The sequence below is a fragment of the Brevundimonas sp. SL161 genome (assembly GCF_049896985.1).
In the GTDB taxonomy this organism is placed as follows: Bacteria; Pseudomonadota; Alphaproteobacteria; order Caulobacterales; family Caulobacteraceae; genus Brevundimonas.
This window is the reverse complement of sequence record NZ_JAFCVJ010000003.1, coordinates 22,630-35,125: the sequence shown is the minus strand read 5'-3', so window position 1 is coordinate 35,125 and position 12,496 is coordinate 22,630. Positions and strand designations below refer to the sequence as shown.

Sequence of the window (12,496 nt, the reverse complement as noted above, 5' to 3'; positions counted from 1 at the left end):
TTCCAGGCTCGGCTGTATAATCCTGTGGGAAGTCTGAATGCCTGATGCGCCGCAACGTTGCACGCCCGGTGAGCCGCTGCGTCAGTTGGCGGGTCGACCAACCTCTTCGACGTCCATGGTGATCACCCCGGGCGGAGGGGGCGCGGCGGCCGGCGCCGCGATCGGGGGAGCCTCGAAGGCCTGAAGGCGGGCGTTGATGGCCGCGATGTCGGCCGCGGTCGCCTGGCGACGTCCGCCCAGGCTGGCCACGCCCACGACGCGTGTCTGGCCGTCGATCTCGACGGTCCGCAGGTTCATTCCGCCTTGAGCCAGGACCGTCGCATCGTCGGGACCGGCCTCGCCCGTGGCTGCGGAAGCGCTGATCAGGCGGGGCCGCGAGAAGCGCGCCTCGTCGATGACGGGCTCATGCCCGGCATAGGTCTGTTTGAACGAGACGGTCTCTCCGGCCAGTCCCTTCCAGCGATAGAAGATGTGCGCGCCGATCTGGGTGATCTTGGCCAACGTCGGAGACCACCAGGGGTGGACGTAGTCGGCGTGGTAGTGGGTCGCGGTGCCGACCTTGATCGCCACATAGCCGGACAGGGCGCGCTCGGCGACGGTCCGCGCGCGGTTCCAGGCCCAGCCGACCGGCGCTTGCGACAGGGCGCCGTCGCAGGTGAAGCTGAACTGGCAGCCCGTAGTCCGCTCGGCGCCCTCGAAGACGACGCCGCAGACGGTGTTCGGGTAGTTGGGATCGCGCACCCGGTTCAGGATGACCTGGGCCACGGCCTCCTGGCCCTCGGTGCTTTCCAGCGCCGCCTCGTAATAGACGCCCTGGGTCAAGCAGCGCAGGGCGCGCGCCCGGTCGGCGGAGGTGGCCGTCTGCAGCGCGAAAGGACGCGCCGAACGCAGGGCGTCGATTGCGGCGGGCATGGCGGCGTTGCGCTTCTGGGCGTCAAGACCGTTGACGCCCAGCTCCAGCGTCGGCCGCCCGGCGAGCGTCAGGCTTTCCCAGCCCGGCGTCAGCCCCAGCAAGGCCGGGCGCTGTTCATTGGGATCGAATCGGATCGCCAGGGCCAGCTGGGCCGGATCCATCCGCGCGCTTAGGGCCGCAAGGCCGCGCGCTGACAGATCGCCTTCGGTGACCCGCGCCACGGCCTCTGCCGTGCGATCGCCGATGGGACGCGCCGTCGAGCTCGCCGCCATCGCCACGCCAAGCGCCGCCAGCGCCGCGGGGGCCGCGGCCGCATAGCGACGTCCCAAGGTCTTCACCCTGTGCCAGTCGAGGGACTTGATGGCGGAAAGCGACATGGGTTTCTGAAGCTGCGGCGCCTGGACGCCGTGAGGCGGGCTCTATGGTCCCCCAACACGGCGCTTTTCAGGCCACGGATTGCGGTTCTGTGAGCCGGGCCTAGCGCCCTCCCAAGGTCGAACGCAGCATCCAGGCGAACTTCTCGTGCGCGGCCAGCCGCTGGGTCAGCAGGTCCACCGAGACATCGTCGCTGTCGTCGTCGGCGGCCGTCAGGGCTGCGCGGCAGGTGGCGATCAGGGTCTCATGGTCCTTCATCAGCTCCTTCAGCATGGCCGGAGCGTCCTTGTCGGGGTCGCCGTCCTTGATTGATGTCAGGTTGGCGAAGGTCGACTGGGCCTGGGGCGCGAACTCGCCCAACGCCCGGATCCGTTCAGCGATCTCGTCCAGCGCGGCCCAGATCTCGCGGTACTGCTGCTCCAGCAGGGTGTGCAGGGTGAAAAACTCGGGACCCCGCACGTTCCAGTGGTAGCCGTGGGTCTTCAGATAGACGGCGAAGCTGTCGGCCAGCACCTTGCTCAGCTCCTGCGCCACATCAGTGCGCTCGGCCTTCGTCAGGCCCGTGTCGATCGTTGCAGTCATGCTTGCTCCTTTGGCGACAGTCGCTAATCGTGTGGCAGGTAAGCGTTCCAGCGGCCTGCACCAAGATCTGAAGCCCCATATGGATGCGGCTTCTTCGCGGAGCGGAACGCAAAGAATCGGAAAGCGTTGCCGTTTTTCGCGCGAGCGCGAACCGGGGGTCGGATTGGGTTTCAGCGCTTTGTTCGGTCGGATGCTGGAGCCGGACATCGTCCTGGCGCGGCTGGCGCGCGAGCCCAGGCGACCGTGGTGGCGAAACGTCTTGACTGGTCTGGCGTTCGCCGCGGTCGGACTGCTCGTACGCTGGGCGGGTCAGGCCTTTTTCGGTGAGGTTTCCGGGTTCATCATCCTGTTGCCGGCGGTGACCCTGGCGGCCCTCACCGGCGGACGGGTCGCCGGCCTTGTCGCGACGGCGGCGTGCCTTCTCGGCGGCTGGGCAATCGCCGGTCCTGGAGCGGCGGGGTTCGGCATCGCAACCCCCGCAGGCCGGGGCGCCACTACCAATTTTATTATCGTCGGCCTCTTCTCCACCCTCGTGGCCGCCTCCCTACGCAAGAGCCTGGCCCGGCTCGGCGAGACGGTCTCGGCGCTCGAGAATTCCCGGGACGCGCTGAGACGCAGCGAGGCGGAATTGACCGCCATGGTCGATCAGGCGGCAGCCGGTATCGCCCGCGTCGGCATGGATGGTCGCGTGGTCAGCGCGAACGCCCGGTTCGCCGCGCTTCTGGGCCATACCCAGGAGTCGATTATCGGCATGACGACGGCTCAGGCCAGCCATCCGGACGACGTGCAGCCGACGCTCGATCTGCTGTCCAGCGTCCTCGCAGGCGGCGAGGGCGGCCAGCTTGAAAAGCGATATGTTCAGCCCGACGGCACGGTAGTCTGGGCCCTGACCAGCCTGCGGGCCCTGTGCGACCAGGATGGCGCCCGGTCAGGCTATATCGCCGTGACGGTCGACATTTCCGACGCCAAGGCGGCGGAGGCCGCGTTGCGCGAGAGCGAGACCCGGTTCCGCCTGATGGCCGACACCGCGCCCTCCCCCGTCTGGCTGACCAATGCCGCGGGCGAGGTGGAGTTCGTCAACGCGGCCCTGGTCGAGTTCTACGGCAAACCCGGCGAGACCTTTATGGGCCACGCCTGGAAGGCCTCGATCCACCCCGACGACGTGGCCGAGGTCAACGCCACCCAGGCCGAAGCCCGCGCCCGCTTCCTGCCCTACGCTTTCGAGTGCCGCTTCCTGCGTCACGACGGCGCATGGCGGTGGATGCGAGTGTCGGTGAACCCCCGTTTCGACGGCGAGGAGGTGTTCCAGGGTTATGTCGGCCTGTCGTTCGACGTCACGACGACGCGGGAGGCCCTGGACGCCCTTGCCCAGCAGGAACGCCGCCAACGCTTCCTGCTGGAGTTGTCCGACGGCGTGCGCGACCTGAACGATCCCGAGGCCATCATGGATCATGTGCAGAGCGTGCTGGGGCGCATGCTGGGCGTGAACCGGGTTGGCCATGGGGAGTTGCGTCGCGACCACGAGGTCTTCGAGATGGCCCGCGACTGGACGGAGGGCGTGGGCAGCCTGCAGGGCGTGCACCGCACCCGGAACTTCGGCGGCGAGGTGGATCGCCAGCTGGCCGAGGGCAAGACGATTGTGGTCGATGACGTCTTGCTCGATCCCCGCACCTCCGGCGCCGCGGACGCCTTCGCCGAGGTCCAGGTGGCCGCCTTCGTGACGGTGCCCATTGTCCGATCCGGCGTGCTGAGAGCCTTCCTCCACGTGAACAGCATCCGATCCCGGGCTTGGACAGGCGCCGAGATCACCCTGATGGAGGACGTCGCCGACCGGGCCTGGTCCGAGGTCGAACGCACCCGCGCCCAGGCGGAGGTTCTGGAAAGCGAAGCCCGTTTCCGCGACATCGCCGACACCGCCCCGGTCCTGATCTGGGTGACGCAGCAGGATAGGAGCCGCGCTTTCGTCAACCAGGCCTATGTCGAATACATGGGGGGCGATTACGAGAGCGTCCGCACCGCCGACTGGCGCACCTACATCCACCCCGACGACCAGGACATGCTGGTCCGCGAGTCCCTTGCCGGAGAGGCCACGGAACTGCCCTTCGCGCTTGAAGCGCGCTACCGCCACAGCTCGGGGGAGTACCGCTGGCTGAAGTCCTTCTCGCGTCCGCGCTTCGGTCCGGGCGGCGAGGTCATCGGCTTCGTCGGCGTGGCTTTCGACGTGACCGACGCGCGCCGGGTCGAGCACGACCTCAAGCGGATCAACGAACTGCTTGAAGAGCGCGTCGGCCACGCCCTGGCCGAGAAAGCGAAGGCCGAGGCGGATCTGATGCACGCCCAGCGCATGGAGGCGATCGGCCGGCTGACAGGCGGCGTGGCTCACGACTTCAACAACCTGCTGACCGTCGTCATCGGCGCCCTGGACCTGATCCTGAAGTCCCCCGACGACTTCGCGCGCCGCCAGAAGCTGGGCGAGGCCGCCCTGTCGGCCGCACGCCGCGGCGAGCGGCTGACGCATCAGTTGCTGGCCTTCTCGCGTCGCCAGGCCCTTCGGCCCGAGGCGATCGACATCAACGCCCTGATCCGCGAAAGCGACCCCCTGCTGCGCCGCGCGGTCGGGGAGGCGGTTGGCTACAAGCTGAAGCTCCGTCGCGGGGGCGCCCGCGTGATCGTCGATCCGGCCCAGTTCGAGGCTGCGCTGCTGAACCTCATCGTCAACGCCCGCGATGCCGTGGCCGAGCGGGGCCAGCCGGACGGTGCGACGATCACCGTCCAGACCCAGGCTTGTCAGATCGACGCGGGCGAGGTGATCGAGCTCGCCCCCGGCGACTACGTCTGCGTCACAGTCTCCGACACAGGCGCGGGCATGAGCCCGGAGACGATGCTTCGGGTGTTCGAGCCCTTCTTCACCACCAAGGCGGTCGGCAAGGGCACGGGCCTCGGCCTCAGCCAGGTGTATGGCTTCGCGCGCCAGAGCGGGGGCGGGGTGAAGATCACCTCCGCGGTCGGCGAAGCGACGGAAATCCGCGTCTACCTGCCGCCAGCGCCGGTCGAGGAGGCGACGCCGGAGGCTCCCCGCCGCGTGCTGGGCGCGGTGAAGCCGGGCCAGACCCTTCTACTGGTCGAGGATGACGTGGGCGTCGCCGCGATCGCCATGGACCTGCTGCGCGGCATGGGGTTGGAGGTTGAGACGGCGGAAACGGGGGCCGAGGCCATTGCCGTTCTGGATCACCGCCGCTTCGACGTCATGCTGACCGACATCGTCATGCCGGGCGGCATGACCGGCGTGGAGCTGGCCCGGACCTGCGCAGAGCGCTGGCCGGCTATGTCGATCATGCTGACCTCGGGCTATGCTGGAGACGACGTCGACCTGGCCCTGACCGACGCGCCCTGGCCGTTCCTGAGGAAGCCCTACTCCGGCGAACAGCTGCGCGAGGCGCTGGGCGACCTGCTGGTCGCCACCGAGGCGCCACGCCAGACCTGAGGCTCCACAACGACTTCGGCCCGCCGCGAGATCGCGACGGGCCGAACAGTCTCAATGAGAGCGCGAGCGCCTGGCGGCTACTTCCGCGCCTTGCGGGCGGCGTATTTGGCGTCGCGGGCGGCCTTCTGCTCTTCCTTGGTGAGTTGCTTGCGCTCCTTGCGATTTGCGCGCTTCTCGGCCTCGACGGCCTCCTCGGATTCACGTTCGGCAGCCATACGCTCGGCGTCACGGTCGGCCTTAAGGCGACGCTCTTCGGCTTTTGCAGCCTCGTGCTGGAGACGCAGGGCCTCCTTCTCGGCCGCGCGCTTCTCAGCCAGCTTGTCGAACTCGGGGTCGGGCGCGGCGGCCTTGGGCTTGAACTTGGCCAGCAGAGCCTTCTTGGCCTCCTGCTGGGTGCTGATGCGGTCGTTGAAGCCGGTCTGTTTCAGATCTCTCATGCGGTCGGTCGGTCGTCCTTCGAGGGGTGGGCCCGTCGCCGGAGGGGCACGGGCGGGGATCGCCACGGCGTCCGGGCGTCGGCAAAGCCGAAATGGAGCCGTAAATCAAGCGCGCGCGTCTCTTAATCGACGAACGGGGCCGTTCTTCGGCCGACCGTCATCGCCGGGACGCACCCGTGGGCGATCCCCCAGATAGGCGTCGGGGGCCCCGACGCCAAGTCCAGTCGCTCAATCCGGGCGAGCGGCGCCGGCCGCGCCGCCGACGGCCGCGCCGACCGGCCCGGCCACAACTGCCCCCGCGATGGCTCCGGTGGCGGCGCGCTGTTCAGTGGTGTGGCCACAGGCCGAAAGGGCGGTCACGCCGAGGGCGAGGAAGGCCAGGGTTGCGGCGGTCACAAGGGAAGAGCGCATGGGACGGGTCCTGCATCTTGGTTAAGGTCACGCTTGAACGCCCCCCCGCCGACGCCGTTCCCTGAACAACCATAGCGACAGGTCAGCGCCCATTTCCCGAGATCGCGAATACAATAGAAATGAGCCTCGAAAGCATGCCCGGCCACATTATCCCCGCCAGCAAGTCTGACCGCTGCAAACCGATACGGTATTCATGACGAAACCCCCTTCTCTGTGACGGCCAAGGATTACGCCAGTCTTGAGGAAACCTGCAGACCCGTCACAATTGCTGCACTGCAGCGACAACTTGCGAATCAAACACATTGAGGCCATAAACGGGTGGCTTAAGGCCCATCCTTCGGCGGTCACCTGTTCATCGACCGTCGATTCGCAAACCGGAACGCGATTCACCATATCGCCCGGTTCTGCAGACGACCCGGGGGCGACTTTTCCGCCCTGTTGAATAGGACGACGCCTTTGTTCCATCCCTCGCAGCAGCGTGCGACTTCGCGCGCCGACCGTACGGCCAGGATTCGGCCCGTACAGGCGGCAGCGGTGTTCGGCGCCCTTGTGGGTCTTGGAATCGGCTGCGCCTATCTGGGAGGGACCGTCGCGCGTGCGACGACCGTCCGCGCCCAGGCTGAACGTCTGGAAGGCGCCACCGCCGCCGGCTTCACCGAGGAAGCGCTCGCCGCCGCCGCCGGGGGCCTGGACGCCAGCGCTTTGACCATCGCCCGCCGCCACGATCCCTATACCGTCGCCGGCGGCGCCCAGCGCGACCGCCAGGCCGAACTGCTGACCGCGCGTCTGGAGCAGCTTCGTCCCGACAGCACCCGCAGCGACCTGCGCCGCGCCAGCCTGACCGACATTTCCGCCGCCGCTCGTCCGTTCCGTATCGACAATGCGCTGGACGCCTCGCGCGATCTCGAATGCCTGACCCAGGCCGCCTACTACGAGGCGCGCGGCGAGGGCTCCGACGGCATGCGCGCCGTGGTCCAGGTCGTCCTGAACCGCGCCCGCCACCCCTCCTTCCCGCGCAGCGTCTGCGGTGTGGTGTTCCAGGGTTCCGGCCGTCGCGTCGGTTGCCAGTTCAGCTTCACCTGCGACGGGTCGATGCGCGCGCCGGTCAACCGCGCCGCCTGGAACCGGGCCCGCACCGTCGCCTCCGCCGCCCTCTCGGGCGCCGTCTATGCCGGCGTCGGCAACGCCACCTTCTTCCATACCACGGGCGTCTCGCCGTCATGGCGCTACGGCTTCCTGCGCGTCGGCCAGGTCGGCAGCCACATCTTCTATCGTTTCGGCGGCCGCGCCGGCTCGTCCAACGCCTTCAGCTACGCCGCTCGCGGCTCGACCGGCGCGGACGTCCAGCGCACCGTCTATGCCGGCATCGATCCGGGCGAGACGGTCCGTCAGGCGGGCCAGGCGATCGCCTACACCGCCTTGCTGGCCCAGGAAAACATGACGTCCAGCAACGAGATGGCGGCGGGTGTGACCGAGGCTCCCACGCCCGCGCCGACGCCGGCCCTCAAGCCCGCGCCCCTGACGACGCCCGTCTCCGGTTCGGCCCAGCCGACCGCCGTGGACTCCGCCGTCGGCAGCGCACCTCAGGTCTGATCGACCGCTGGCCGTTCCTGAACCTGCCAGTGAATGGTCAGGTTCTGCTTCAGGTTTCCGTAGCGGCCCTGCTGACCCGGATTGACGTCGGCGTCACTCAGGTCGGCCAACGGCACGCTGGTCTCGCAGTCGCGACGATCCGACAACCCGGCGTGCTCGACAGAGGCCGCGACGTGGTCGGCGAAGTTGCGATGTTCGTTGGGACTCTTCGGGGCCGGGGCGATGAGACTCTCCTTCTGATCTGAAGCAGAAAACCCTTCGGCGTCCCGCCCGTTCCTCAGAGAGCGTCCAGACCGATGTCGAGAACCGGCGCTGAATGCGTCAGAGCCCCCACGGAAATCACGTCGACGCCGGTCTCGGCGATGCCGCGCACGGTGGTCAGATTGACCCCGCCGGACGCCTCGAGCACCACCTTATGACCACCGTCACGCCGACGCTTCACCGCCTCGACAAGCTCAGCGTTGTCGAAGTTATCGAGCATGATCACGTCCGGTCCCTGCCCTTGCGCGACCAGCGATAGGGCCTGATCGAACTGGGCGAGGCCATCGACCTCCAGCTCGATCTTCATCAGATGACCGGCGTGCGCGCGGGCGGCCTTCACCGCCTCGACCACCCCGCCGCAGACGACGACGTGATTGTCCTTGATCAGGATGGCGTCATCCAGTCCGAAGCGATGGTTGACCCCTCCGCCGCAACGCACCGCGTGCTTCTCCAGGCCGCGCAGACCCGGGGTGGTCTTCCGTGTATCCGCGATCCGGGCGCCCGTTCCGGCGACCGCCTCTACATAGGTCCGGGTCAGGGTCGCGACACCGCACATCCGCCCGAGGAGGTTCAGCGCCGTCCGTTCGGCCGACAGGAAGGCGCGCGCGTCCGCCTCGACCTCGGCCAGGACCGCGCCCGCTTCGAAGACCTCCCCGTCCCTGATCCGCAGATCGACCGAGGCCTTCGGATCCATCTCCAGCACCGTCAGCCGCACGCAGTCGATTCCGGCCAGCACGCCCGGCTTTCGGGCCGCGAACCGCGCCCGCATCCGGGCGCCTTCGGGAATGCAGGCCGCCGCCGTCACATCGCCCGCCCGCCCCAGATCCTCGGCCAGGGCCATGCGGATGACAGGCAGAATCACTGTGTCCGGAAGCCCGCTCATGCCGCCACCGTCTGCAGGACGTCGCGCCGGAGGCGGGTATGCACCGGGGTCGTCGCCGTCTCGGGATAGTCCGAACGATAGTGGCCGCCCCGGCTCTCGCGCCGGGCGAGGGCCGCCTCGGCGATCAAACGCGCCGCGACCAGCGCCGGCGGCGCGCCATGGGTCGCCTCCAGCCGGTCGATCAGGGCGACAAGCCGCGTCAGGCCCGCCGCGTCGCGCACCACGCCCGCATCGGCGCTCATCGCCGCGCGCAGCCCGGCATGGGCCGCCTCGGGCAGGTCCTCGACCACCGCGCCCACGACCACGGGCCCCCGGGTCGCGATGGCCTTTGCCGCCTCGCGCCCCGTCCGCCGCCCGAAAGCCGCGGCCTCGAGCAATGAGTTGGACGCCAGCCGGTTGGCGCCGTGCACCCCTGTCGCCGCGCATTCGCCGACGGCGTAGAGGCCTTCCAGCGACGTCCGCCCGTCGGGGTCAGCGGCGATCCCGCCCATATGATAGTGGGCCGCCGCCGCCACAGGAATCGGGGTCTCGCGGGGGTCCAGACCCGCCTGCATACAGGCCGCGAAAACGGCCGGGAACTCGGTGGGGAAATGGTCGCCGACGGCTGTTCGCGCATCGAGGAAGGCTCCGCGCCCGGCCGCCCGCGCGGCATGCACCGCCCGCGCCACCACGTCCCTCGCCTTCAGATCCGCACCGTCGGCGTCGCCCAGAAGGAACCGCCCGTCCCGGTCGATCAGCCGCGCCCCCTCGCCCCGCAGGGCCTCGGTCGCCAGCGGCATGGGATCGACGCCGACGTCGATGGCGGTGGGATGGAACTGCACGAACTCGGGATCGAGGATTTCCGCGCCCGCCGCCCAGGCCAGGGCCATGCCTTCGCCCTTCAGCGCCACCGGCGTGGTCGTCGCACCATAGAGGCCGCCCGCCCCGCCGGTCGCAAGCACTACAGCCGGGGCGCGGACCTCGACCATGCGACCGCCCGGATGCTCGATCACCGCGCCGCGCACGCGACCGGTCCCGTCCTGGATCAGGGCGCGCAGTCGTGCGTCCTCCCAGACGGTGATGTGAGAGGCGGCCCGCACCGAGGCCACCAGCGCCGACAGGATCGCCCGCCCCGCGCCGTCGCCCCCGACGCGGGCGACACGGGCCATCGAATGGGCCGCTTCCAGGCTGACGGAGAACTCGCCGGCCGCATCCCGGTCGAACGGCGCGCCGAGAGAGGCCAGCCATTCGACGGTCGCCCTGCCTTCATCGGTCAGGACCTCGGCCGCATGGTGGTCGACAAGGCCGGCGCCCGCCGCCTCCGTGTCCTTCAGATGCAGGGCCGGAGCGTCGTCTTTCGACAGGGCCGCAGCCACGCCGCCCTGGGCCCAGGCGCTGGACGCCGCCTGAAGCAGGGGCGCGGGGCTGATGACGATGACAGGCGCGGGGGCTGCCGAAAGCGCGGCCGACAATCCGGCCAGGCCTCCGCCGATGATCAGCGGGCCGTCGTGATGAATGCGGCTCACCGGTCGAAGCCGATGAAGCGGGCGGCAATCTCGAATGCGCCCTGAGGTGAGCCCTCGGATAACGGCAACAGGACGCCAATCGCGGCGGCCCCGCACAGGGCGCCGGTCAGCAGGAACAGGGCCAAAGACTTGCCGGCCTCGGGCCAGGTCAGCTTCTTCTCGCCCGGCCGCCATGCGCCGCGACGCAGGGATCCCAGGATCGCGATGGCCAGGAAGACCGCGAGGATGTAGCGCCCTGTCGAGACGCCCCACCAGACCGCCAGCGCCCCGATGGCGATCAGGGCGGCCTTCTCGACCATCGGATCGATGCGGGCCAGCACAGGCCCCAGCGCCTTGGAGCCGTCCAGCGGCGGCGCGGGCGCCAGGTTCACCAGATTGATCATGGCGATGAAGAAGGCGCCCAGCATCCACTCCTGATCGCCGGTCGCAAACCAAAGGCCGACGGCGGGCAGGACGGCGAGCAGGCCGAATGCCGGTCCTGCCAGAGACACCAGCACCCCGTGCCATTCGCTCTCGGGATTGCGCTGACCTCGCGCCAGCCCGCCGAGGAAGGGAATGATGTAGATCTTTGCTGGTCCCATCCCGAGCCGGTTCATCGCCAGCACATGGCCGTATTCGTGCACGAACAGGCCGAAGATCGCCGCCACCGCGACGACCCAGCTGCCGCTCATCAACCATATGAACCCGCCGAGCAGCAGGGTCGAACCGATCGCCCACGGCAGGCTTTGGCCCTTGTCGATGACCGGCGCGCCGGGGCTGGACTGCGGGACTGCGGTCGTTGGTTGCGCGACCGGCTTCGGCGTGGAACCGTCGCGCGATCCCCAGGGGCCATCTGTCATATCAGCTCCACCGCGACATGGTGCTTGGCCTTGACCATGTCGTAGCGCGCCGGGATCGCGGGCGGCGGCAGGTCGATCATTCGCTGCACGGCGAGCGCGGCTTTCGCGATCATCTCTTCCGGCACCGTGACCTCGAACTTCATGTCGCGCAGGCAGTCGCGGATGTTCTCCAGCGTGATCCGCTTCATGTAGGGGCACATGTTGCACGGGCCGATGAAGTTCACTTCCGGCACGTCGCCCTTGATGTTGGCGGCCATCGAGCATTCGGTGATCAGCACCACCTGCTTCGGCTTTCTGGACATCACATAGTCGGTCATCGCCGCCGTCGATCCGGCGAAGTCGGCGGCGGCCAGCACGTCCTCAGGACACTCCGGGTGGGCGAGAATCTGGGCGCCCGGATAGGCCTCGCGCATCTCGGCGATGTCGACGGCGGTGAACCGCTCATGCACGATACAGCGGCCCTTCCAGGCGATGATGCCGATGTTGGTCTGGGCCGCCACGTTGCGGGCCAGGAACTCGTCGGGGATCAGGATGACGCGATCGACGCCCCATTCCCTGGCCGCCCATTCCACCACCTGGACGGCGTTGGCCGAGGTGCAGCAGATGTCGGTCTCGGCCTTCACGTCGGCCGTGGTGTTCACATAGGTGACGACCGGCAGCCCGGGATATTTCTGCTTGATCAGACGCACGTCGGCGCCGGTGATCGCTTCGGCAAGAGAACAGCCAGCCTTCAGATCGGGGATCAGGACGGTCTTCTCGGGGCTCAGGATCTTCGAGGTCTCAGCCATGAAGTGCACGCCCGCCTGGACGATCACCTTCGCGTTCGACCGCGCGGCCTCCTTGGCCAGCCCCAGGCTGTCGCCGACATAGTCGCCGACGCCGTGGAAGATGTCGGGCGTCATATAGTTGTGGGCCAGGATGACGGCGTCCCGCTCCTTTTTCAGCAGGTTGATCTCGTGGATCAGCTGGGCCTGGACCGGCCACTCCATCGGGGTGACGAACTCCTTGACCTTCTCCCAGACAGGGGCGGTCTCGGCGGCCAGTTCCGGCGACATTCCCAAGGTCTGGGCTGCGTGCGCCATCGACGTCATCTCCATGGGCGACACCGCCCGAATGACTTATGCTCAACATTAGCATAAGTGCGGTTAAGATAGGCCTGTCGGCCCGGGATGCAAGAGGCTGACACGATCTCCGTCATCGCGACCCGAGCCGT

At 68.5% G+C, this 12,496-nt stretch carries 11 protein-coding genes; 2 read left to right on the top strand and 9 right to left on the bottom strand.

All coding sequences use genetic code 11. The annotated features are described in order from the left end of the window. Positions 1 to 81 precede the first annotated feature (81 nt). Positions 82 to 1,290: a cell wall hydrolase gene (locus ACP7AU_RS03905; RefSeq protein ID WP_426036335.1), complete on the bottom strand. Its 1,209-nt coding sequence runs from the start codon at positions 1,288 to 1,290 to the stop codon at positions 82 to 84. Positions 1,291 to 1,390: 100 nt separating this feature from the next. After that, positions 1,391 to 1,870: a Dps family protein gene (locus ACP7AU_RS03900; RefSeq protein ID WP_426036333.1), complete on the bottom strand. Its 480-nt coding sequence runs from the start codon at positions 1,868 to 1,870 to the stop codon at positions 1,391 to 1,393. 163 nt (positions 1,871 to 2,033) lie between these two features. Here ACP7AU_RS03900 and ACP7AU_RS03895 point away from each other — a divergent pair, with 163 nt between their 5' ends. Continuing rightward, positions 2,034 to 5,354: a PAS domain S-box protein gene (locus ACP7AU_RS03895; protein WP_426050574.1), complete on the top strand. Its 3,321-nt coding sequence runs from the start codon at positions 2,034 to 2,036 to the stop codon at positions 5,352 to 5,354. 77 nt (positions 5,355 to 5,431) lie between these two features. Here ACP7AU_RS03895 and ACP7AU_RS03890 read toward each other — a convergent pair whose 3' ends face one another. Together ACP7AU_RS03890 and ACP7AU_RS03885 are read right to left on the bottom strand one after the other, a co-directional pair. Continuing rightward, a complete protein-coding gene (locus tag ACP7AU_RS03890; protein ID WP_426036329.1) occupies positions 5,432 to 5,791 on the bottom strand; it encodes a DUF6481 family protein in 360 nt (119 codons plus the stop codon). A 228-nt stretch (positions 5,792 to 6,019) separates the two neighbouring features. Beyond that, entirely contained in the window at positions 6,020 to 6,202 is a 183-nt protein-coding gene (locus ACP7AU_RS03885; RefSeq protein ID WP_426036327.1) for a hypothetical protein, read from the bottom strand. Positions 6,203 to 6,736: 534 nt separating this feature from the next. On the opposite strand from ACP7AU_RS03885, the gene ACP7AU_RS03880 reads away from it, so the two are divergent. Continuing rightward, positions 6,737 to 7,795 (top strand): cell wall hydrolase, encoded by a 1,059-nt coding sequence (locus ACP7AU_RS03880; protein WP_426050573.1) that lies wholly within the window; start codon positions 6,737 to 6,739, stop codon positions 7,793 to 7,795. Here ACP7AU_RS03880 and ACP7AU_RS03875 read toward each other — a convergent pair. The 5 genes from ACP7AU_RS03875 to nadA form a co-directional block, all read right to left on the bottom strand. After that, positions 7,786 to 7,941 (bottom strand): hypothetical protein, encoded by a 156-nt coding sequence (locus ACP7AU_RS03875; protein ID WP_426036323.1) that lies wholly within the window; start codon positions 7,939 to 7,941, stop codon positions 7,786 to 7,788. The two genes, ACP7AU_RS03880 and ACP7AU_RS03875, sit on opposite strands and share 10 nt — an antisense overlap. Before the next feature lie 131 nt (positions 7,942 to 8,072). Then, positions 8,073 to 8,939 (bottom strand): carboxylating nicotinate-nucleotide diphosphorylase, encoded by an 867-nt coding sequence (gene nadC / locus ACP7AU_RS03870; protein WP_426050572.1) that lies wholly within the window; start codon positions 8,937 to 8,939, stop codon positions 8,073 to 8,075. Next, complete coding sequence (locus ACP7AU_RS03865; protein WP_426050571.1) at positions 8,936 to 10,444, bottom strand: L-aspartate oxidase; 1,509 nt, start codon at positions 10,442 to 10,444, stop codon at positions 8,936 to 8,938. The genes nadC and ACP7AU_RS03865 overlap by 4 nt, the downstream gene beginning before the upstream one ends. Beyond that, positions 10,441 to 11,283, bottom strand: a complete 843-nt coding sequence (locus ACP7AU_RS03860) for a metalloprotease (protein WP_426036317.1) — start codon at positions 11,281 to 11,283, stop codon at positions 10,441 to 10,443. Before ACP7AU_RS03860 ends, ACP7AU_RS03865 begins: the two co-directional genes overlap by 4 nt. Next, complete coding sequence (gene nadA / locus ACP7AU_RS03855) at positions 11,280 to 12,380, bottom strand: quinolinate synthase NadA (protein ID WP_426036315.1); 1,101 nt, start codon at positions 12,378 to 12,380, stop codon at positions 11,280 to 11,282. The genes ACP7AU_RS03860 and nadA overlap by 4 nt, the downstream gene beginning before the upstream one ends. Between the last annotated feature and the right edge of the window lie 116 nt (positions 12,381 to 12,496).